21 protein-coding genes and 1 pseudogene are annotated in these 21,245 nt (G+C 40.4%); 8 read left to right on the top strand and 14 right to left on the bottom strand.

Translation table 11 applies throughout. From position 1 onward, the window contains the following. Positions 1-52: 52 nt before the first annotated feature. On the top strand, positions 53-952 hold the full coding sequence (locus tag RBR61_RS07295) for a YihY family inner membrane protein (RefSeq protein ID WP_320343191.1): 900 nt from the start codon (positions 53-55) through the stop codon (positions 950-952). Between the two features lie 39 nt (positions 953-991). Here the strand turns inward: RBR61_RS07295 and RBR61_RS07290 are convergent. From RBR61_RS07290 to RBR61_RS07270, 5 genes and pseudogenes are all read right to left on the bottom strand, one after another. Then, positions 992-2,086 (bottom strand): annotated as a pseudogene (locus tag RBR61_RS07290) (ComEC/Rec2 family competence protein); the annotation flags it as partial. 4 nt (positions 2,087-2,090) lie between these two features. Beyond that, complete coding sequence (locus tag RBR61_RS07285; RefSeq protein ID WP_320343190.1) at positions 2,091-3,536, bottom strand: replicative DNA helicase; 1,446 nt, start codon at positions 3,534-3,536, stop codon at positions 2,091-2,093. Then, a complete protein-coding gene (gene ispG / locus RBR61_RS07280) occupies positions 3,536-4,597 on the bottom strand; it encodes a flavodoxin-dependent (E)-4-hydroxy-3-methylbut-2-enyl-diphosphate synthase (RefSeq protein ID WP_320343189.1) in 1,062 nt (353 codons plus the stop codon). The genes RBR61_RS07285 and ispG overlap by 1 nt, the downstream gene beginning before the upstream one ends. Before the next feature lie 75 nt (positions 4,598-4,672). Next, positions 4,673-6,652, bottom strand: a complete 1,980-nt coding sequence (locus RBR61_RS07275) for a TonB-dependent receptor (protein ID WP_320343188.1) — start codon at positions 6,650-6,652, stop codon at positions 4,673-4,675. 206 nt (positions 6,653-6,858) lie between these two features. Next, entirely contained in the window at positions 6,859-7,854 is a 996-nt protein-coding gene (locus RBR61_RS07270) for an agmatine deiminase family protein (RefSeq protein WP_320343187.1), read from the bottom strand. A 16-nt stretch (positions 7,855-7,870) separates the two neighbouring features. Here RBR61_RS07270 and RBR61_RS07265 point away from each other — a divergent pair, with 16 nt between their 5' ends. Then, positions 7,871-8,893 (top strand): alanine racemase, encoded by a 1,023-nt coding sequence (locus tag RBR61_RS07265; RefSeq protein ID WP_320343186.1) that lies wholly within the window; start codon positions 7,871-7,873, stop codon positions 8,891-8,893. Here RBR61_RS07265 and RBR61_RS07260 read toward each other — a convergent pair. Genes RBR61_RS07260 through ribA form a run of 5 tightly spaced genes read right to left on the bottom strand, consistent with a single transcriptional unit; the run spans position 8,880 to position 12,696 of the window. Further along, positions 8,880-10,862 carry an EAL domain-containing protein gene (locus RBR61_RS07260; RefSeq protein ID WP_320343185.1) on the bottom strand — a complete coding sequence of 661 codons (1,983 nt, stop codon included), beginning with the start codon at positions 10,860-10,862 and terminating at the stop codon, positions 8,880-8,882. The two genes, RBR61_RS07265 and RBR61_RS07260, sit on opposite strands and share 14 nt — an antisense overlap. 55 nt (positions 10,863-10,917) lie before the next feature. Further along, positions 10,918-11,313, bottom strand: a complete 396-nt coding sequence (locus tag RBR61_RS07255) for a hypothetical protein (protein ID WP_320343183.1) — start codon at positions 11,311-11,313, stop codon at positions 10,918-10,920. Continuing rightward, entirely contained in the window at positions 11,310-11,540 is a 231-nt protein-coding gene (locus RBR61_RS07250; protein ID WP_320343181.1) for a PP0621 family protein, read from the bottom strand. The genes RBR61_RS07255 and RBR61_RS07250 overlap by 4 nt, the downstream gene beginning before the upstream one ends. Then, positions 11,537-12,118 carry a 16S rRNA (guanine(527)-N(7))-methyltransferase RsmG gene (rsmG, locus tag RBR61_RS07245; RefSeq protein ID WP_320343180.1) on the bottom strand — a complete coding sequence of 194 codons (582 nt, stop codon included), beginning with the start codon at positions 12,116-12,118 and terminating at the stop codon, positions 11,537-11,539. Before rsmG ends, RBR61_RS07250 begins: the two co-directional genes overlap by 4 nt. 14 nt (positions 12,119-12,132) lie before the next feature. Continuing rightward, positions 12,133-12,696: a GTP cyclohydrolase II gene (gene ribA, locus RBR61_RS07240; RefSeq protein ID WP_320343179.1), complete on the bottom strand. Its 564-nt coding sequence runs from the start codon at positions 12,694-12,696 to the stop codon at positions 12,133-12,135. Positions 12,697-12,765: 69 nt separating this feature from the next. Between ribA and hemB the strand changes: the two genes are divergently transcribed. The 3 genes from hemB to RBR61_RS07225 are packed head-to-tail and all read left to right on the top strand — an operon-like array spanning position 12,766 to position 15,910. Continuing rightward, positions 12,766-13,743, top strand: a complete 978-nt coding sequence (hemB, locus tag RBR61_RS07235; protein ID WP_320343177.1) for a porphobilinogen synthase — start codon at positions 12,766-12,768, stop codon at positions 13,741-13,743. A 49-nt stretch (positions 13,744-13,792) separates the two neighbouring features. Then, positions 13,793-14,716: an ornithine carbamoyltransferase gene (gene argF, locus RBR61_RS07230; protein WP_320343175.1), complete on the top strand. Its 924-nt coding sequence runs from the start codon at positions 13,793-13,795 to the stop codon at positions 14,714-14,716. After that, positions 14,717-15,910, top strand: coding sequence for a multiheme c-type cytochrome (locus RBR61_RS07225; RefSeq protein WP_320343173.1), 1,194 nt, complete (start codon positions 14,717-14,719; stop codon positions 15,908-15,910). 4 nt (positions 15,911-15,914) lie between these two features. Here RBR61_RS07225 and trpS read toward each other — a convergent pair whose 3' ends face one another. Further along, entirely contained in the window at positions 15,915-16,880 is a 966-nt protein-coding gene (gene trpS, locus RBR61_RS07220; RefSeq protein WP_320343172.1) for a tryptophan--tRNA ligase, read from the bottom strand. A gap of 114 nt (positions 16,881-16,994) precedes the next feature. On the opposite strand from trpS, the gene raiA reads away from it, so the two are divergent. Both raiA and hemJ read left to right on the top strand, forming a co-directional pair. Then, on the top strand, positions 16,995-17,327 hold the full coding sequence (gene raiA, locus RBR61_RS07215) for a ribosome-associated translation inhibitor RaiA (protein WP_320343171.1): 333 nt from the start codon (positions 16,995-16,997) through the stop codon (positions 17,325-17,327). A gap of 2 nt (positions 17,328-17,329) precedes the next feature. Further along, positions 17,330-17,752 carry a protoporphyrinogen oxidase HemJ gene (gene hemJ, locus RBR61_RS07210; RefSeq protein WP_320343170.1) on the top strand — a complete coding sequence of 141 codons (423 nt, stop codon included), beginning with the start codon at positions 17,330-17,332 and terminating at the stop codon, positions 17,750-17,752. Between the two features lie 17 nt (positions 17,753-17,769). Here hemJ and der read toward each other — a convergent pair whose 3' ends face one another. Then, positions 17,770-19,248: a ribosome biogenesis GTPase Der gene (gene der, locus RBR61_RS07205; RefSeq protein ID WP_320343168.1), complete on the bottom strand. Its 1,479-nt coding sequence runs from the start codon at positions 19,246-19,248 to the stop codon at positions 17,770-17,772. A 155-nt stretch (positions 19,249-19,403) separates the two neighbouring features. Next, positions 19,404-19,982, bottom strand: coding sequence for an LPP20 family lipoprotein (locus tag RBR61_RS07200; protein WP_320343166.1), 579 nt, complete (start codon positions 19,980-19,982; stop codon positions 19,404-19,406). Positions 19,983-20,175: 193 nt separating this feature from the next. On the opposite strand from RBR61_RS07200, the gene RBR61_RS07195 reads away from it, so the two are divergent. Further along, on the top strand, positions 20,176-20,634 hold the full coding sequence (locus tag RBR61_RS07195) for a phosphoribosyltransferase family protein (RefSeq protein WP_320343164.1): 459 nt from the start codon (positions 20,176-20,178) through the stop codon (positions 20,632-20,634). A 7-nt stretch (positions 20,635-20,641) separates the two neighbouring features. Here RBR61_RS07195 and RBR61_RS07190 read toward each other — a convergent pair. Beyond that, the coding region (locus RBR61_RS07190) for a DnaJ domain-containing protein (protein WP_320343162.1) at positions 20,642-21,245 on the bottom strand (604 nt) is incomplete at its 5' end.

The raw sequence follows: 21,245 nt of genomic DNA, 5'->3' as shown, positions 1-21,245 counted from the left end.
ATAATCACTATTTTGTAATAAAAAAAACCAAATAAAAAATAGGGGTGTTTTTTTGACAGACATTACCAGAAAAATATACGCACAAGTAAAACTTTTTATAACTTCGTTTATAGATAGAGATCTTACTTTTTATGCGGCCAGTCTTAGTTTTTATACAATTTTTACGCTTATTCCTCTTCTTATAATCGTACTTACACTATTTACCTCTATGCCAAACTTCTCAGAACATTACAAAAAGATACAAGAGTTTATTTTCTCAAATATTATGCCGGTGCAATCAGAGGCTTTGATGGAACATATCAACTCGTTTTTGCAAAATTCGGTTGAGATGAGCATGATAAGTTTTGTGGCGATCATCGTCTCTTCGCTTCTCTTTTTTCAGAACTTCGAGTATATAGCCAATAAGATATTTCATGCAAAAAAGAGAGGGCTTTGGCAGTCCGTAACCACATTCTGGACTCTTTTGACACTCACGCCAATTGGGCTTGGAGCCTCTTTTTATATAACGGGCTATGTCGCCTCTTTGATGGCCGGCAGCGAGTATACATCGGGGATAAATATTTTGCCCTATGTTCCGTATCTAATTATCTGGGCGCTCTTTTTTCTTATATTTCAGATATCGGCCAATACGAAGATTCACGCAAAGGCATCTCTTATAAGCTCTTTTGTAATATCTATAGTATTTAGCATTGCCAAAAACGGGTTCATCTACTACGTTTTTTACAACAAGGCTTATGCTACGATGTACGGCTCTTTTTCCATAGTCATGTTTCTGTTTTTGTGGATATATGCGTCGTGGATAATCTTTGTCTATGGGCTAAAACTGTGCTACATGATAAATCGCGTATATGAAAAGAGAGCTGCCAAAGAGCAGCAGTGCGTAGAGAGTTCTCCTGCTAAAGATAGCTCCGAGACTAAGCAGGATATAGAAGAGAAAAAGATATTGGTTTAAGCCTACCAGAACTCCTTCTTTGCCTAGATTTAAAAGCCAAAGAAGAGCAGGGTCGAACATATCTCCAAAACCTATAAAATGAATAAATATGCTCAAAGGATAAAAAAGAGTAAAGAGCGTAGTCCAGACAATTGAGAGCGGATGGTAGATGCTGAAGTTCTCAAAGATGGACAAAGAGAATGGAAGCATCAAGAGATATACCCAGATGGGCAGAAGCAGAAATTGCCATATTTTGTTTAAATCTTTAAAGTAAACAAGAAATAAAAAGATGTAAAAAACCCCGCTCGCCGATAGCCAAAAGCCCAGTGAGAAGAAGAGTCTCGGAAAGAGGGAGAGAAGGAGCAGAACTGTTATAAACAGAGTCTGCATGGAGACTATTTTAATACCTCTGTCATAGAGCACAAAACCAACAACCAACATCCCAAAAGCGCGGATAAGAGATGGCGGAGAATCCAAAAAGAGCATATAGGCAAAAAGAAGTAGACCGACTATAAGAAATAAATCTCTTTTTGAGTTTCTGTATGGAAAAAATTTATCTTGCGTATAGCCGTAAATGGGTCTTAAGAAAAGAAATAGAAGTGCACTGAGTACTCCAAGGTGAAACCCGCTGATAGCAAGAAGATGTGAGACTCCAAGAGTAGAGAAACTCTTTTGCAGTGAAATATCAAGAGGAGTTGCCGTGTATAGCGCTTGATAGATATTTGTTATCTCTTTTTCTTTATGTGAGGATGAGATTAATTCATTCAGGCTCTGTTTTGCACTTTTTGCTTCGTTTATCCTGATGATCTTGCTCGGTCCGTAAAATGTTGTGAGGTATTTATAAAAGTCGAGATCTTTTGGCCAGATTTCAAGTTCGATCTCTTGGTTTTTAATATCTTGAAGCGATCTTTTTGCGGTTGTGTAAAAAACAAGACCCTCTGAGCTTTTTAGTTTTAGTACCTGATATGTTCTGTTGTTTTTGCTCTTTACATACTGTTTTAATACGGTCGCATCTACAAGGGCAGAGTCAAACAGGGTGAATTTTTTAAATTCTCTATACTCTATGAAAAGCGAGACAAGAAGAATAAGAAGAGAAAGTAAGATAAAAAGAAGAACATCTCGCTTTGAAGTAAAAAGTGAGACTCTCTCTATCATCTATCTAGAGCGGCGGCATAGATACCGAATCGTTGCCGATGTCAATGTTTGCAGAGCGCGTGTCTACATTTTCGTAAACAGTCTCAATCGCTCTAGGGACTCCATCGACAAAGCGCGTAAGTTTCTTTTGAAAAACAAGTTTAACATGTCCTGTAGGACCGTTTCTCTGCTTGCCGATGATGATCTCCGCATCCTCCTCCTCTTTTTCAACGTATGTAGGAGTAAACTCTTTGCCTTCAGCTTTTGCCGCTTTTTCGCGCTCTTTCTCCTCTTTGTAGAGGTAGACGTCGTCACGGTAGACAAAGAGAATGATGTCGGCATCCTGCTCGATAGAGCCCGACTCACGGATATCGCTTAGCATGGGACGTTTGTCGTTTCTGCTCTCCAGACCGCGGTTTAGCTGCGAGAGAGCGACGATAGGTATGTTTAGCTCACGTGCAAGCATTTTAAGCCCGCGTGAGATCTCTGAGACTTGCAGGTGTCTGTCTTGGCTTCCGATCCCCTGCATGATCTGCAGGTAGTCGATAACAGCTATCTCTATCTCAGGATGCTGGTTTTTTAGTTTTCTAAGTTTTGAGCGGAGCTGGTTTATGTTTATGCTTCCCTGATCATCTACAAAAAGTTTGGCATGGTTCATCTTGTCTATCGCACCGTTTAGAGAGCTCCACTGGTCATCATTCATGTCTCCGACGCGCAGTTTTTGCAAAGGGATGGATGTTTGTATGGAGAGAAGTCTGAGCATCAGCTGTTCTGCAGGCATCTCTAGCGAGAAGAACGCAACGCCTTTGCCTTTTGTTATAAGGCTGTTGACGGTGTTTAAAATAAAAGATGTTTTTCCCATCGCAGGACGTGCGGCAACGATGACAAGGTCTCCTTTTCCAAAGCCCGTGGTCATCTTGTTTAGTTCATGAAAACCGGTATCTACTCCGACAAGCACATTATTGCCGCGAGCTTTCATCTCTTTGATGTACTCCATGGTGTCAAAGGTCATCTTCGGAGAGTCTTTAAAGTCGCTTGTCTGGTTGTCTTGGGTTATCTCGTATAGTTTTTTCTCGACTATATCTATAACTTCGGCACTTGGGAGTTCCTCTTCTACCGTTACTCTTTTTATCTCGGTTGTGAGTGTCAGAAGATGGCGTTTTAGCGATTTGTCTTTTATCTCGTCTACATACGCTTTTGTGTTTGAGATAGGGTTTGCTGAGAGGATCTCAAGCATAACGCTCTCATCAAACTTTTTCATCTTGATGAGCTCTTTTTTTATAAACTCTTCATCTATCGGCTGATCTTTTTGCAGAAGAAGGGTCATGGCTTTAAAGATGTCCTGATGAGCAGGAAGATAGAAGTCATCCTGTTTTAGGGCAACGCTTAGCTCGTCAAACTGGCTTGGTTCAAAAACAATTGAACTTAAAATAGAACGCTCAAAAGCGAGATTGTATAGATTTTCCTGCATTACTCCCTCTCTTTGGCCATTTTTTCTACTTCGTTGACAAATCTGTCGACCAGTTCGCTTTCATCAAGGTTTGCGACGACCTCGCCCTTTACCATAACAAGCCCTTTGCCTTTGCCGTAAGCTATTGCAACATCTGCATGAGCCGCTTCGCCTATGGCATTGACCACGCATCCCATAACAGAGACGTTAAGAGGTGCTTTTATGTGTGTGGTTCGTCTCTCTATCTCTCCGACCGCCGTTACCAGATCTGCCTCAATTCTTCCGCAAGTAGGGCAGGAGATGATGTTTAGCCCATCCTTTGCCGCTCCGCTGTCTTTGAGGATCGCACGTGCGACGTTTATCTCTTCCTCAAGCTCTCCGGTTATGCTTACGCGCATAGTGTCACCAATGCCGTCAAGCAGAAGCGCGCCAAGACCGATGGAGCTCTTTACCGTTGCATGAAACAGTGTTCCCGCTTCGGTGACTCCTAGGTGAAAAGGGTAGCTGTTTTTTGGGCGGAGCATCCTGTAAGCATCGACCGTTCTTTGAACGTCACTGGCTTTTAGAGAGATCTTGATGTCATCAAATCCAAGGTCCTCCAAAAATTTGATGTTGTACTCTGCAGATGCTACCATCCCCTCGGAAGTCTGTCCGTACTTGTTTAAAAACTCTTTTTCAAGACTTCCCGCATTTACGCCGATACGAATAGGGATATTGCGCGCCTGACAAGCTTTTACAACCTCTTTGACACGCTCTTTTGAACCTATATTTCCCGGATTTATGCGGATGCAGTCTACGACTTCTGCAGCTACGAGCGCTAAACGGTGGTTGAAGTGAATGTCTGCAACAAGCGGAAGAGAGATACGTTCTTTTATAGCTTTGAGCGCAAGAGCATCTTCTATCTCCGGAACTGCAACACGCACGATGTCACACCCAGCAAAGTGAAGTCTTTTTATCTGCTCTACCGTTGTCTCTACATCCGAAGTTTTTGAAAATGTCATTGACTGCACGCTGATAGGCGCATCACCGCCTACTGCTACATTGCCTACAAATATCTGTTTGGTTTTTGCTCTTTTTATCATAAAGAGATTTTATCTTTTTTGTCATAAAAAGGTGCTTTATTTTCACATGTATAAAACATGTGAAAATAGGAGAGGTTAAAATTTAAAAGTAAGATTTGTGTAGAAGTATCTTCCCGGTTCGTTCATAAGCATTACATCTGATGCCCCGCCTGCAGTTATAAGTGTCAAGTCCGTATAAGTATTGTTCATTGCGTATGTTTGGTTAAATAAGTTATTTACACCTACGCTTATTTCAGCATGCTTATCTATTTGGTGCTTTATCTTCATATTCATAACAGCCCATGCTTTTAAGACCTGTTCACCGTTGTCGCTGTCTATATCGCTCCATTTGTCGGATCCTTGAACTTCTGCCGTTGCAATACATTTATTTGCGTACTCATAATTGACTGCAATCTTTCCTCTAAGAGGTGCCATATCTGCTAAATCTTTGTCTGTTTGACCTGAAATTGCATCATCTTTTTTGCCTCTCTTGTAAGAAGCCCCTAAATCTATTGTAATGTTATCAGCTGCATAGTAAGAAGCAGTTAGTTCTGCCCCATATACTTTTGCATCGATATTAACAAATTTATTTGAAGCTAAGTCATTGTTGTAGTATATATAATCATCAAGCATCGAGTAAAAAGTTTTTATTTTAAAACTAAAAGAATCATATAGTGCTTCATAACCAAAGTCAATCTCATTGTTTGTAGTCTGTTTTAAGTCTGAGGTTCCTACAGTAGAACCATTTGAAGATATAAAATAGAGCTCTCTTGCATCTGGTACGCGAGTAGCTGAGCCTATTCCAAGGAATATTCTGTTTTTGCTATCTAGATTGTACGATGTAAAAATATTTGTGCTGAGTGCAGAGTATGTATTTGATTCTGCTACGCTGCCGGATGTTATTTTTGTATCATCATATCTTGCACCTGCGCTAAAGCTGAAGTTGCCATAAGCTTTTTCAAGTTTTGCAAAAATAGCTCTGTTTTTTGTTTTTGCATCGTTTATACTTTTTGGAGTAGTAAGTGCAACTCCAGTTGTAGTGTTATAGTAGTCTCCGTCCCACTTTCTTTCGCTTGCATCAAGACCGGCTAAAAGTTTATAACCGTTTAAGTCAAACCAGTTTTTTAGTTTAAGACCCCTCATGTCAGTTGTTAAGTGATTTGTGTTGTCCATCATAGGGTTGTTTGACGACATTCTATATTTTGTGGCCATTGGATGATCTACATTTGAGTAGTAGTATTGGATATTTAAATTTTTGTATAAATTCGTTAAATTATCAATATTGTACTCAATGCTGTAGATATTTGAATCGTCATAGATGGCATCCATCTTTGAGTTTCCGTAAAGAACGTCATCGCTTCTGTTTCCTGTATAGCTTAGGCGAAGCTCCTGATCTTCAAGAGTCTTTATATAGATTTTAGACATAACGCTCTTTTTCGTATAGGCTTCCATGTCATGAAATTCAGGCTTAAATTTTGTGCCTGCTGCTGCAGGATTTAGAGCCGCATAATTATCTATCTGCTGGGCAATCGTATTTCCGTCGCCGTCCTCGTACTGATCGCTTGACTCATGTGAAAAGCTAAGAAGCGCGCGGACCCTGTCTGTTCCTCCGCTCACGCTTGCGCCTATCTTTTTGTAACCCCAGCTTCCAAGACCGAAATTAACCTCTCCTTGAAGCTCTTTTGTAGGCTCTTTTGTCGTTATCTTCACGCCGCCGCTGAGAGTTCCGAAGTTCTCAACGTCATAAGGTCCTTCTATGACCTCCACCTCTTCTATCTGGTTTGTCACAATGTGTGATATAGGCGGATCCATTCTGTTTACGCACGCGCCGCAAACTTTCGTACCGTCGACATCAACAGAGATGTTGTCTCTTTTTTGACCGCGGATATATATGTCGTTAGCAATACCGCTTCTTCTGTTCATATCTATACTAGGTACGCTCGAACTTAGCGCCTGAGCCAAGTCTGCAGATACCTGAGCGTTTTTGCTTACTTCTGTTACAGTAGTTGATTCAACGCTTATCTTAGGTAGTTGTATCTCATTTGCACTTAAAATAGTTGCTGCAACTAATGACAATGGAATAATGTTTTTACATATCATATAATTAACCTTAATCTTAAAAATTAGAGTATTGTATAAAGTAAGTGTTACGTAAATGTTAAGAGTTGACAAAATTTTGCTAGAATTTCGCCATGAGTAAAATAGAAAAGATAAAACGAATAGTATTGATAATCTTGGGGCTAAGCCTTTCGGCTTATTTGATGTATAGCGGCTTTGCCATTTTAGCTGAGGAGGACCTTGCCGGCAAAGTTCATAGTGACGCAGTGAAGTGAGCCGTGCTGTTTTATAAGAGAGAAGCAGTTGATGCCTACGATATCTTTATTGGGGAATGTTTCTCTAAATATCTCTAACGCCTCTTCATCCTGTTTGACACCGTATGTAGGGACTAGAACCGCACCGTTTACAAACAAAAAATTTGCATATGTCGCAGGGAGTCTCTCCTCTTCAAAGTAGCAGGCATCGCTCATCGGGAGCGCTATAAGTCTAAGCCCATACTCCTTGGAAAATATTTTCAGTTCATCTTCCATAAGTTTTAGCTCGCCAAAATGCTCGTCGCTCTCATCTTTGCACTGAACATACATTATGCTTCTTTCGTCGATAAATCTAGCCAACGTATCGACATGCGAGTCTGTATCGTCACCTGCCAAATAGCCGTGATTTAGGTATAAGATCCTGCTCATGCCGAACTCTTCTTGAAGTCTTTTAGTCATCTGCTCTTTTTTAAGAGATGCATTTCTGTTTTTGTTTAGCATGCATGCCGAAGTTGTAAGTATGGTATCGACTCCGTTGCTCTCTATAGCGCCTCCCTCTAAGATGAGGTCGACCTTTTTGAGCTCTTTGTCGTAGCATCTCTTTATCTCGCCACTCATGGCGTTGTCTTTTGAAGCTTCAAACTTGCCGCCCCATCCCGTGAATGTAAAATCGAGCAGTTTTACGGTGTTGTCCTCTTCTATGCAAAGAACAGAGCAGTCTCTAGCCCATGTATCGTTTGTCTCATACTCAACAAAATAGAGGTTTTGAGTGTTTTTAAATCTGCTCTTTACACTCTCTACATCGGCGCATACGACCAGACACTCTTGGTACTTTGTTATCTCGTTGATAATGTTTACAAAAGTCTCTTGCGCTTCCTCTAAATACTCTACCCAGTCGCTCTTTTCGTGAGGGAAAATAATTTGTGTAAAACTCTGTTCCTCAAACTCTGCAATTAGTCTTCTCATCTGCTATAATTTCCTTATGGCTTATATAATTTTAAATAAAAACAGTTTTTTTAATAATCTTGATATTATCGCTAAAAGTACCAAAGGAAGAGATAAAATAGCTCTTGTTTTAAAAGATAATGCGTACGGACACGGACTTTTAGAGATATCTTCCATGGCAAAAGAGTATGGCGTCAAAAAAGCGGTTGTCAGAACATCAAAAGAGGCCGATACAATATACGATTTTTTTGAGTATATCTTGGTTTTAGCAGAGATCCCATCATCAAATAGCGACAAGGTAAGATATACCATAAACGATATAGACAGCATAGATAAGTTTCCGCACGGCACAAGAGTTGAGCTGAAAGTAGATACGGGAATGCACCGAAACGGCATTGCTGTGAGCGATCTTGAAGAGGCTTTTGCAAAGATCAAAGATGCCAAGCTGCTTCTTGAGGCTGTTTTTACGCACCACAGAAGTTCAGATGAGCTTACAAGTGAGTGGTTTTGGCAAAAAGAGAATTTTAAACGAGTAAAAGAGGAGTCTAGCACTCTTGCGAAAAAGTATGGTTTTGGCACTCTTAGGTTTCACTCTTCAAACTCCGCCTCTCTTTTTCGACATGATAGTTTTGATGAGGATATGGCAAGAGTCGGCATAGCCGCTTACGGATGTCTGGAACTTCCAAAAGGGCTTCATGTCGAGGGATTTAAACCGGTTCTCTCTCTTTGGGCTAACAAGATATCCAAAAGAGAGCTAAGAGTAGGTGAGAGAGTAGGCTACGGCGGAGACTACACCGCCCTAAAAGATTGCACTATAAGCAACTACGATTTTGGTTACGGTGAGGGTTTTTTGAGATGCTGCGCAGATGCCGGCTATAAAACTCCCGATGAGATAGAGTTGATTGGCAGAATATCCATGGACAACAGTACATTTATGAGTTCCCAAGATAGACTTTTGATCTTTGATGACGCAAGAGTCGTGGCAAAGTATGCAAATACGATCAGTTATGAGGTTCTGACCTCTTTAAAACCCGAGATCAGCAGGACTATTGTGCAGTAGATTCAAAATCTCTGTTAAGAGAGCTGCTTGGCTTTCCTATATAGTACCCCTGTATAAAATCAACCCCCATCTTCTCTAGAAGCACAAGAGAGTCTTTGTCCTCAACAAACTCGGCAATGGTTTTGAGTCCAAGATTTGAGGCAAAGTTTATGATGGTCTTTACCACCACTCTTGAGTTTTCATCGGTTGTTACAAATTTTACAAGAGATGAGTCAATTTTTAGATAATCTACATTTAGTTCCAGTATGTGCGAAAAGTTGGAGTAACCGCTTCCAAAATCGTCGATCGCCACCTTGCACCCGTACTTTTTAACATCTTTTATAAAGTTCTTTATCTCTTCGTAGTTCTCTATTCTGTCCGTTTCAAGAATCTCAAAAACAACTCTTTGAGGTTGTCTGAACTCTTGAAGTTTGTTGAAGATAAACCTCATTATCTCTTTGCTTTGAATATCAACAATAGAGAGATTTATAGAGAACTCCATCTCTTTGTCTCTAAAGAACTCAAACGATTTTGTAATTATCGCTTTTGTTATCTCAGGGTATAGTTTTGACTTGACTGCAATGTCCAGAAATACAAACGGCGTTATGACTTCACCGCTGTTTGTAACTATTCTTGCTAACGATTCATACTTATCTATCTTTTTTGTCCTAGTGTTATATATAGGCTGGAAATAGGGAGTTATCTGATCATACTTTATAGCATCTTTAAGAACCAAAAGAGCGTCCATGTTTTTTATGATCTGCTCTTTTGCATCAAGCGAATCATTATAGATGACAATGTTTCTTGAGTGTTTCTTAGCTATCTGCAGGGCAGTATTGGTCTTTATCAAAAGTGAGTCCTGATTTGACGCAATACCGCAGCTAAATGTTATGAACATAGATTGATCGGAGACATCGAACTTCGTCTCGCTTATAGCATTTAGCATTTTTTTGATCGTGGCAAAAAACTCCTCATCGCTTATAGACATGGTAGTAAATACCGCAAATTCGTCATTTGGCAGTTTGTATACCGAGTTGAACTCCTTACAGTAATCCCTCACGCGCTTTGATACCTGAATTAGGATCTCATCACCTATCTCATAACCATAGAGGTCGTTTATATCTTTAAATGCGTCTATATTTATAAGTGCAAGATGAAACGATTTCGCACCGTTGTTTTGTTCAATATCCTCTATAAGTTTGAGTCTGTTTGGCAGACGAGTAAGTCTGTCGTACAAGAAGGAGTCTTTGAGCTCCTTTGTCTTTTCTTCAACTTTCTCTTCAAGCGCAACGCTTATCTTTTTTGACTGTCTAATAAGATACAGAACACTTAAGAAAAGGAGCAGAAATAGGGCGGAGTCAAACAGAGCAGACCTGAAGAAGTCTTCATAGAAGTATTTGTTCAGGTTTTGCGTCGGTATCTGTATGCTTATGATCCCTCTTACTTCATCGATCTTATAATCGTAAGCATTTTCGTAAAGATTTTGTATGTGCAGCGGAGCCGTCTCTTTTTCTCCGTGACATCTCAGGCAGGCATCTTCAACCTTCAAAACGGTAGCATATTGGTAAAGTTTGCCGTTTTCATTGTTAAAATAGGTGCTTTCACTTCTGTTGTTCTTGAAAAACTCTATTGCTTTTAGCTCATCTTTATCGGCTTTATTTTTAGGGTTTCTAGCCCTGTCGGAGACAGTTTTTACAGTTATGTTAAGCGGATTGTTCTTTGAAAAGTTTTCAGAAATTATGGGAGAGCTAAAAGCGGGAAGAGCAGGGAGTGTCTTTTCGTTTAGCTCAAGACTACCGTTTAAAAAAAGCTTCTGGTAGTAGAGCCTGCTCTCCATTGCATAGCTGTTTAAAACTTCTGCCTCTTTCTTTGCAAATTCGTACTCTCTCTCTTTTGCTTCGAAGTAGGAGTAGGTGATCTTAAGAAGAATAACGATTAGAAATATGACGGGGACAGTCTTTAAGATTCTATCATTTAAAAAACTCTTCACCGACTTCCCCCCGCTTATAAAAAGTGATAATGTCGTAACATTATATAATATTTTTTTATTTAGAAGAAATTTTGACTATCGCGCCTGAAAATATCACCCCGTCAACTCCTAAAAGAGCAAGCTCTTCGATCTCGTCTTCATCTTCTATGAGAGCGAGTATCTTTGCGTCAAAAAGATAGTTTTCAGCAATATTTTGAGCACTCTTTGCAAGCTCTTTTTCTACAATGATATATGAAGCGCCAAGGGAAGATGCGTAGAGAATCTCTGTTATATTTTTTACAAAAATGGCAGTTCTGACAGAGTTAAGTACCGCATGATTGATTATGTCCAGGTTTTTTTCGTCAAACTCTACATAGATGGTAGATGCAGGAGGAGTGTGAAGAATTGAGTCTATGTCAAAGACGTGGTAAAGAGGTTCGCTTTTTAAAAATCTGTGTCCGAAAAATATCAACTTGCCTTCTCCACGCACTCTTGCGAGCAGTAGTATTTTCCGTTGCTCAAAATCGCGTCATCAAGAGAGCAGTAGATGCCACAAGTTGAGCACTCCACCATTTCGCTGCTCTCTTTTTGCTCTTTTTTTGACTCACCTTCCGATTTTGCAATAGGTGGCTTTTTCTTGATAAACATAAAATAGACAAACGCTATAACGCCGGCTACCAGTAAAATTTTTAGTATCATACATCTTCTCCGATAAGCAAGTAGTGCCTGTTTTGAGTTTTTATAACTCTGTGTTTTAAATCTTTAGAGACTTCATCATACACTCTCTCACCTTTATAAAAAAGAAGTTTTGAGCTTTCGTCTCTAAAGTTTTCGCTTAGTTTTAAAAGCATATCTGTATCGGTAACGGCTCTTGAGGTCACGATATCAAATATCTCACTCGGCATCTCTTCGACTCTCTTTTTGACAACGCGTACATTCTCAAGTCCAAGATCCGCCTTTATAAACTGTAAAAAACTCGCTCTCTTGGCAATAGGCTCAACTAGCGTGACTTCGGTCTCAGGAAGAGCCATGGCAAGGATCAGCCCGGGAAAGCCGGCTCCCGTTCCAATGTCGAGAAGATTTCTGCACTTTGGCAGAAAACTTACTGGAAACACAGCATCGTAGATGAACTCATCTACGGTTTTTTCATCTCTGGCACCTGTTAGGTTGTGGATCTTGTTCCATTTGAAAAGGTGCTCTTTGTATCTAGCGATATTTTCAAAAAAGTTATCCGGCAACTCTGCTTTTAGAGCGCAAAGCTCTGTCTTTAAATTCAAAAATATATCCTTTTTTAAAGCAGATGTCCCATGCCATCTTTTTTTACGTTCAAATAAGCCTCGTTGTGAGGGTTTGATTTCATGATAATAGGAATTCTCTCTACTATCTCTATGTCGCTGATAGATTTTATTTTGTCGGGGTTGTTCGTCAGTAGTTTGATCTTGTGTATATTGAAGTGGTGAAGTATAAATGTTACCATTTCGTAAGTTCTCTCATCCGCTCCAAATCCAAGCTGATGGTTTGCCTCTATGGTGTTAAGTCCTGCATCTTGGAGAGCATAAGCGTTTATTTTGTTTAAAAGACCTATGTTTCTTCCCTCCTGTCTGAGGTATATGACCATTCCGTTTGTCTGTGAAGCCATGATAAGAGCGTACTCAAGCTGCGCTCCGCAGTCACACTTCAGGCTGCCTATCGCATCGCCGGTCAAACACTCCGAATGTACTCTTACTATGGGGATCTCTTCTAGTTTCTCTTTGAAAATGACAAGATGCTCTTTGTGGCCTTCTTTAAAGACTTGAACTCTAAAGTCACCGAACTCGGTCGGTAAATTTGCTACTTCTGAAATTTTGATATTCAATTAAAATGCCCTGTTTTTTACTTTAAAACGGTAAAATATTTTCAAAATTATAGCTAAAAAGGTTTAATAATGTTTCAAAGATTTCGCAGAACCCGCCTAAACTCCCATCTTCGCTCACTTGTCCGTGAGACTAACGTAACCGTGAACGATTTTATTTATCCGCTTTTTGTAAGAAGCGGAGAGGGGATCAAAACAGAGGTTGCGTCAATGCCGGGAGTATATCAGATGAGCATAGACGAGATTTTAAAAGAGTGTGACGAGATAAAGAAATTGGGGCTTTACTCGATCATACTCTTTGGTATTCCCGATGTAAAAGACTCAATAGGTTCAGACTCTTTGTGCGAACACGGCATCATCGCTAAAGCAATACGTGCGATCAAAGATATACATCCAGATATGTTCGTTGTAACAGATCTCTGTTTTTGCGAATACACGGATCACGGGCACTGCGGAATTATAGACGAGAAACATCAGACCGTAAAAAATGACGCTACTCTTGAAATATCGGCAAAACAGGCCATTGTTCATGCAAAGGCAGGTGCAGATATGATCGCACCTTCAGGAATGATGGACGGGATAATTGCAACATTAAGAGAGGCGCTTGACGGGGCAGGGTATGAAAATCTTCCTATTATGAGCTACTCTACAAAGTTCGCTTCTGGCTATTACGGACCTTTCCGCGATGTAGCGGAATCGACTCCAAGCTTCGGAGACCGTGCATCTTACCAGATGGACCCTGCAAACAGAAGAGAAGCCGTAGCCGAGAGCGTATCGGATGAGCTTCAGGGCGCTGATATACTTATGGTAAAGCCTGCTCTTGCGTACCTTGACATAGTAAGAGAGATAAAAGACAATACTTCTCTTCCAATGGCCGTCTACAATGTAAGCGGAGAGTATGCAATGCTCAAGATGGCTGGAATGAATAATCTCATAGACTACGAAAGAGTCGTTATGGAGACCATGATCAGCTTTAAAAGAGCTGGTGCGGACATTATTATCTCCTACCACGCAAAAGAGGTTGCAAAGATGTTAAAAAAGCAATCTTAAAGAAAATTACTATAAACTTGCAGCTTATTTAATTGTCGGGGAAAAAATATTGAGACATTTTTTAACACTAAAAGATTTTACAAAAGATGAGATTCTCGAGATCATTGAGACGGGACTCTCGATCAAGAAAAATCTAAAAGCAAAAATCTACAATCAAGAGCTTAAAAATCAAACGCTTGCCATGATATTTGAGAAGAGCTCTACAAGAACGCGTGTCAGTTTTGAGACGGGAATGTTTCAGCTCGGCGGTCATGCGCTTTTTCTATCCAACCGCGATATCCATCTTGGACGTGGCGAGCCCGTCAAAGATACCGCGCGCGTAATATCAAGTATGTGCGATATGGTCATGATAAGAACTTTTGAGCACTCTATGATAGAGGAGTTCGCACGCTACTCGAAAGTTCCGGTCATAAACGGCTTGACAGACTCATATCATCCCGTACAGCTTTTAGCTGATTATATGACTCTTGTTGAGTACGGTATGGATAAGAACATAGTGGCTGCATATGTGGGCGATGGAAACAACATGACACACTCATGGATGATGCTTGCCGCAAAGCTCGGTTTTGAACTTCGCATAGCTACTCCTAAAGGCTATGAGCCCGATGGCAGAGTACTTGAAGATGCTCTAGCAATTGCAAAAGAGAGCGGTGCAGTTATAAAAGTTATGAATGACCCAAAAGAGGCAGTTGCGGGAGCGACGGTCGTTACGACCGACACATGGGTCTCTATGGGGCAGGAGAGTGAAAAAGAGGAGCGCATTAAGACCTTTAAGGGTTTCATGGTTGATGATGCGATGATGTCTCTTGCACAAGAGGGAGCTAGGTTTTTGCACTGTCTTCCCGCTTATAGAGGGCTAGAGGTGAGCGAAGAGCTTTTTGAAAAACACTCAGATATAGTCTTTAAAGAGGCAGAAAACAGACTACATGCCCAAAAGGGTCTAATGGTCTGGCTAGATAAAAAAAGAGGATAGATGAAAAAACTAACAATTATTGCAATATTGACAGCAACAGCTCTTTTTGGAGCAAAACCGGTTGAGATAGGCGAAAAATTTCAAGATTCAAGCAAATGTAAAACATGTCATATATATATAGTTAAAGAGTGGGAGCACTCTTGGCACTCAAAAAGCCACTATGAGAACAATGAGTATTTTAATGCGACAACAGATTATGTCAGTAAAAAAACAAGAAAAAGCCTAAGCGGTGTGCAGGTTCAATGTGCGACTTGTCATAATCCGAGAATATCAGTTACAAGCACCGATATGGAGCATGAGATATTGGCTGTAATGGGGTTTGACAAAGATTCTGAAGTAAAAAAAGCCTTGGAGAGCGATGCGATAAGCGAAGGTATAAACTGTGTTGTTTGCCACAATATAGGTGCGATACACTCAGACAAGGATGAATCGGTCAGAGGAATAAACCGCATAGAGTGGACAAAATCGGGAGTTATGGTCGGGCCGTACGATGATGCCAATTCGCCTTATCATAAAGTAGAGCACAGAGATTATATGGATACAGATCCCAATAAACTCTGTTTTGTATGTCATGCAAACGATAGATCAGTTTCCGATTTTGTTTTTGTAGATATGCAAAAAGAGTATGCCAATAGCGATAAACTTTGTGTCGATTGTCATATGGGATCGAAAAAACAGGGTGTTGCAGCAACTTTAAGAATAGATAACGGAAAAGCAAGAACGAGAGAAATAAGAGGACATGCATTTCCTGGTGCGCATACAGATAGTATGTGGGAAGGTGCACTAGACCTGAAGGTAGAACAGAAGAAAAAAGAGGTTTTTGTATCGATCTTAAATCCAAATCCACACAATATACCTAGCGGTTTTGGCTCAAGAGAGATAATCGCCGAATTTGTTTTTAAGAACGGTTACGAGGTTTTAGAAACAAAATCGATCTCTTTGACCACCTATTATAAAGACAAAAGAGGAAAAGCGACGATCCCTCATCTTGCGGTTAGCTCTTCAGAGGATATGAGCGTACCTGCGAATGGAAAAAGAGTCTTAAAAGCTCCAACTCAAAAGGGAGCAGACAGAGTTGAAGTGACTCTCTACTTCCGTCTGGTAAATGATGAGGTACACTCCCTGCTTGAGCTAAGCCAGCCTATCTGGTCACAAAAATTCTTTATAGCATCTAAATCAATACCTCTAAGATAGTGCTTTAGTACTTTATTCCCGTAGCGCTTCTTATCTTTTCGATGGTAGGAAGTGCCGCCTCTCTTGCCTTTAGCGCACCCATATTTAAGATATCTCTTACTTCATCTTGGTGAGCTTCAAAGTATTCGCGCCTTTCTCTAAACTCTTTAAAATACTCCCACATAACCTCTGCAAGGTATATCTTAAAGTGTCCGTGCCCCTCTCCGCCTTTTTTGTATCTATCTTGAAGCGCTTTTAGGTTTTCACCCTCTAAAAAGAGCTTTGCCATATTGTAGACGTTACATGTCTCATACTCTTTTGGCTCTTCCATCGCTACATTTTCGGTAACGATTTTTTTAATGGTCTTTAGCTGGCTCTTCTCCTCTCCGAAGATATTTACGACATTCTTGTAGCTTTTTGACATCTTTTGCCCGTCAATTCCGGGAACGGTCGCTACCTCTTCTTGAACTCTAAACTCGGGAACGGTTAAGATGTCTCCATATTGATTGTTAAATTTAATAGCGATATCTCTAGCGATCTCAACGTGTTGTATTTGATCTTTTCCGACAGGAACGATATCGGAGTTAAAGAGCAGAATGTCTGCTGCCATTAAAACAGGGTATGAAAAAAGAGAGTGGTTCGCAGCGATCCCCTTTGCGGTCTTGTCTTTGTAGCTGTGCGCACGCTCCAGTAGCCCCATAGGCGTAAAAGATGAGAGAGTCCAGTAAAGCTCAAGCACCTCTTTTACATCAGATTGAACCCAAAAAACAGATTTTTGCGGATCAATTCCAAGAGCCAAAAAGTCGGTTGCACACTGCATCGTAAGTTCACCAAGACGCTTTCCGTCACTTACGCTGGTCATTGCATGGTAGTTTGCTATAAACATAAAAGTCTGATTTTGTGACTGAGCTTCTACCATCTGTTTTATCGATCCGAAATAGTTTCCGATGTGTAAATCTCCCGATGGCTGAATACCTGTCAAAACTCTCATATATATACTCCAAAACTTTGTGATTTTATTTTGGGTATTATACATTTTTTAGCTTTATTTCGCTACCATAAAGATACATAGAGTAGCTAAAACTACTTACATAAAGGATTAAAGATGAATGTACAAATTCACGCAAAAGATGTATCACTACACACAAATACAAGATCTCATATAGAAGCTGCCATCGAAGCTTTTAAAAAGTACTCGCTTGATATAACTACCGTAAACGTAAATTTAAGAAGTGAAAAAAAAGGGGTTAGCGTGGAGTTTGATATTCATATAGCTCACGCACAGCCGGTTGTTATTAACCAGAGCGACGAAGACCTTGACACTGCGATAGATCTTGCGATCGAGAGAGCAACAAAGGCGCTTCGCCGTCTGCATGACAGAATAGTTTCACATAAGGCGGCTTCTATTAAAGATATGGAAGTAGTGGCAGAAGAGTAGTCATGTATAACTGGGTTGTATGGTTTCATATACTCTCTTTCATCTCTTGGTACGCGGTGCTTTTCTATATGCCGCGTCTGTTTGTCTACCATGCCGAAAATATCCAAAACGAGGGTTTTGTGAAAGTGGTAAAGGTCATGGAGATGAAGATATACAAATACATAGGAGTTCCTGCGATGTGGGCTACCGTTTTAAGCGGTGCCTACCTTGCTTATGAGCTTGGTTTCAGCGGCAACGGCTGGCTTCACGCGAAGATATTTTTTGTTCTTATCTTGATCGCTTTTTTCTTCTCTCTTGGATATTTCAGAGTGAAGTTCTTAAATGATGAGTGTACAAAGAGCGGAAAATTTTTCAGAGCATACAACGAAGTTCCTACGCTTTTGCTTCTGGTAATTGTGGCAATGGTAATAATAAAGCCGTTTTAAAAGGGGATTCCCCCTTTTTACTTCTCCCCGCGCTTTTTAGCTTTAAAGAGAACAGGCGTTCCGCTAAAGTTAAAAGCCTCTCTTAGTTTATTTGTCAAATATCTTCTATATGTAAAGTGAAGCCCTCGCGGTTTGTTCATAACAATGGCAATTTTAGGCGGTCTTGTCTCATACTGCGTTGCGTAGAATATTTTTATGATCTGTCCGTGCATACTTGGCAGATGGTGTCTTCTCATTGCTCTTTCCAAAACTTCGTTAAGCTCTGATGTTCTGATACGCTGAGAGTAGTTTTCGTTTATCTCCAGTATCATATCATGCAGCTTATCGACTCTCTTATGCGATTTTGCGGAGAGTGTTATGATTGGCGCATATGCAAGGAACTTGAATCTGTCTCTTACCTCTTGGATGATCTTGTCATAATCCTCTCTTGGAGCGATATCCCACTTGTTTAAAACGATTATACATGCAAGACGGTTGCTGTCTACAAGTCCTGCTATCTTTTCATCAAGATCCAAAAACGGCTCGCTTGCATCAAGTACGACCAGAGCCATATTTGAGTTCTCAAGCATCTCTTTTGTACGCATAAGGGCAAATTTCTCTATGCCGACGATCTTTCCGCGGCGTCTTAGTCCTGCGGTGTCTACAAATGTAAGCTGCTTGCCTTTGTAGTCGATACTCTCGTCGATAGGGTCTATCGTTGTCCCTGCCACAGAGCTTACAACGGAGCGCTCTTCACCGAGCAGAGCATTTAATAGTGAGCTTTTTCCGACATTCGTACGTCCGATAATAGAGATCTTTATATGATTTATATCATTCTCGTCAAACTCTTTTATCCTGTCGTTTTGAGCAAATATGGAGTCATCTTCAAAATCTTCCTCCTCATCTTCGTCCGTGTAGAAAAATCCGTCATCATCTTCCTCTTCATTATGCTCGTCAAACTCAAATTCGCTCTCATCCTCTTGAATGATATTAACATCATCCTCATCATCTTCACTTTTTATAATATCCGAATCAGGGATCTTGTCGTATAGCCACTCAAGAAGAGGAACTATGCTTCTGTTGTGCGCAACGGATATGCCAAATATCGCATCCGTGCCGAACTCGTAAAAGTCCCAAAGATTATCCTTCATCTTGTCATTATCTATTTTGTTGACAACCAGAGCTACATTTTTGCCCAGTGTTTGAAGTTCGTAAAACAGCTTTTTGTCATCCTCTTCAGGGATGCTTTTGCCGTCAACCATGTAAAGGATAATGTCGGCTTTTTTTGCAGCTTCAAGCGATTTTTCTTTTATTTTGTCAAAGAGCTCGCACCCTTGGTCGAGTCCGCCGGTATCTAAAAGCAGAGCCTCTTTGTTCATGATGATCACTTCTCTTCTTTTGACATCTCTTGTTGTTCCGGCTATATCGGATGTTATAGCGTCTCTTTTTTTGACCAGTCTGTTAAAAAGTGAGCTTTTGCCAACATTTGGACGGCCGATAATAGCGATTTTTTTCATATTTGTTACCTAAGTGAAGAAAATTAAATTTGTAGTTTATTCGCAATTATAGCGAAATATAAGAGTTATTTCAGATTTATAAAACAAAGCTGGATATACGTGGGGAGAATTATGCTAAAAAAGGGGCTTACATGCCCCTTTGGAGTTGTATCTTTTTAGTCTGCTGGGAACTCTTTTTCGAGCTCTTCTAGAGCGTTTTTAGCTTTAAACTGCTGCCATAGAGCCTGATCGTTCTTAAAGCTTGTTCTTATGTTGTTTTGTATCTGCTCGTTCGCGGCATCTTTTGAAACCGTTACAAGCATATAGATAGCGCCCGATGGTGCAGTCCACATATCAACCGCTTTAGAGCCGACCAAGTCCACTTTTGCAACCTGTTTTGTCACTGTCTCTATAGCTTTATCTACAGTCTCAGTTGCACCTACACCTGTTGTTCCAGTGTAGATAGTTATCTTGTCTTTAACCTGAGATTCGATCTGTTGAGCCAGGTCTGAACGCCCGTTTGCCATCGCGACTCTTCTCATATGGTCCATTCCGGCAGCACTTTTTTCAGCTATACCGATACCTGCATACCCATCTTCTACATTAGGAATACACGTCCATTTCGGAGCGGTAACTCCTTCTTGCTTACAGGCAAAATCTACACTTCTCTCTTCTGGCTTAGCATCTTTGCTACATCCGGTAGCTAGGGATAAAAACAAGCTTGCTATTAAAATTGATGAAACAGTTTTGATCATTTCTCGATCTCCTTTTTTTTCTAAAATCATTGTATCAGTTTTAATCTTAAATGATATTTATTAAATTTCGCCTATCAATTTAGAGCGCTAAACGAACATGTCCGTTTAGCTGCACTTGCGCCGCTATGGCGACTGAAGCTTGCTTTTATAAGCAAGAAAACTCCCTTTAAAACGAGTTTATGAAAGGAGTTTATTGTATAATACGCGCATGAAATATTACAGCTATGAAGATTTTAAAATCGATACAACATCTTTGATAAAAAGAGTCAAAGATTCACAGTTTGAGGCGATCGTCGCCGTTGCAAGAGGAGGGCTTACGCTCTCTCACGCTATGGCAGAGGGACTTGACATTCGTCAGGTACAAAGCATAAGAACAGAGCTTTATGACAAGAGCGTAAAAAGAGAGAAGCTCGAAGTATTCGACACTTGTCGTCTCGATGGCTTAAAAAAAGTACTCGTTGTCGATGATATAGCAGACAGCGGAGATACGCTAAAGGCCGTTATGGAGTATCTTGGAAACAAATATAAAGATATAGAGTTTGTCTCGTGCACTCTTTTTTACAAAACAACATCCGTTTACGAACCTCATTATTGGATAAACGAAGCAGACGGATGGATAGACTTTTTTTGGGAGAGAGATTTTTTAGGATAATCTCCCGCTATTTTCTGTGCGCTTTTATCATCTCGTATGCTTGGTTTATCTCCTGAGTCTTTGCGGTAGCCTCTTGCATATATGCATCATCCTTGCCTTGAGACTTGATGATGTCGGGATGGTACTCTCGAATCAGCTTTCTGTATGCTTTTTTGATAACGTCCATACTGTCGTTCTCGTTTACGCCCAATAGTTTGTATGAGTCGCCTATGTTCGCTTTTGGTCTTACATTGTGAACCATCTTCTCAAACTGGTCAAACATAGCATGGTAACTCTTCGGGTCAAACTCAAACGCTTCGGCAATAGATGCCAAGATATCCTCTTCGCTTTTGCTTACTTCTCCGTCCACAAAAGCAAGTTGAATCAAAAACCCCATAAACTGATGCTGTTTGGCTCTATCTCTTTTGATAGCTCTTCCCAAAGTATGCGCTATCTCTATTGTGTCATCAGAGCGGTTTTTGTGCTCATTAAATATCTCTTTTAGTATATCTTTTGTTTTTTGCGGTTGCGGAAAAACTGCAGAGATGTCGTCAAACATTATTCCCACGAGTTCAGCTTCCAGAGCATCGACCCTTCCGTCAGCTTTTGCTACTTTTGCGACAAGTGCTACA

The sequence above is a fragment of the Sulfurimonas sp. genome, assembly GCF_034005705.1.
GTDB lineage: Bacteria > Campylobacterota > Campylobacteria > Campylobacterales > Sulfurimonadaceae > Sulfurimonas.
Note: the sequence above shows the minus strand (reverse complement) of the source record. Positions and strands in the feature narration are given on the sequence as shown.

Excerpts from the sequence above, each read along its gene's own strand:
- RBR61_RS07200 (WP_320343166.1), bottom strand. The coding sequence starts at position 19,982 with ATGATCAAAACTGTTTCATCAATTTTAATAGCAAGCTTGTTTTTATCC.
- hemB (WP_320343177.1), top strand. The coding sequence starts at position 12,766 with ATGTTTCAAAGATTTCGCAGAACCCGCCTAAACTCCCATCTTCGCTCA.
- RBR61_RS07265 (WP_320343186.1), top strand. The coding sequence starts at position 7,871 with ATGGCTTATATAATTTTAAATAAAAACAGTTTTTTTAATAATCTTGAT.
- RBR61_RS07225 (WP_320343173.1), top strand. The coding sequence starts at position 14,717 with ATGAAAAAACTAACAATTATTGCAATATTGACAGCAACAGCTCTTTTT.
- der (WP_320343168.1), bottom strand. The coding sequence starts at position 19,248 with ATGAAAAAAATCGCTATTATCGGCCGTCCAAATGTTGGCAAAAGCTCA.
- RBR61_RS07250 (WP_320343181.1), bottom strand. The coding sequence starts at position 11,540 with ATGATACTAAAAATTTTACTGGTAGCCGGCGTTATAGCGTTTGTCTAT.
- hemJ (WP_320343170.1), top strand. The coding sequence starts at position 17,330 with ATGTATAACTGGGTTGTATGGTTTCATATACTCTCTTTCATCTCTTGG.
- ispG (WP_320343189.1), bottom strand. The coding sequence starts at position 4,597 with ATGATAAAAAGAGCAAAAACCAAACAGATATTTGTAGGCAATGTAGCA.
- RBR61_RS07285 (WP_320343190.1), bottom strand. The coding sequence starts at position 3,536 with ATGCAGGAAAATCTATACAATCTCGCTTTTGAGCGTTCTATTTTAAGT.
- trpS (WP_320343172.1), bottom strand. The coding sequence starts at position 16,880 with ATGAGAGTTTTGACAGGTATTCAGCCATCGGGAGATTTACACATCGGA.
- raiA (WP_320343171.1), top strand. The coding sequence starts at position 16,995 with ATGAATGTACAAATTCACGCAAAAGATGTATCACTACACACAAATACA.
- RBR61_RS07270 (WP_320343187.1), bottom strand. The coding sequence starts at position 7,854 with ATGAGAAGACTAATTGCAGAGTTTGAGGAACAGAGTTTTACACAAATT.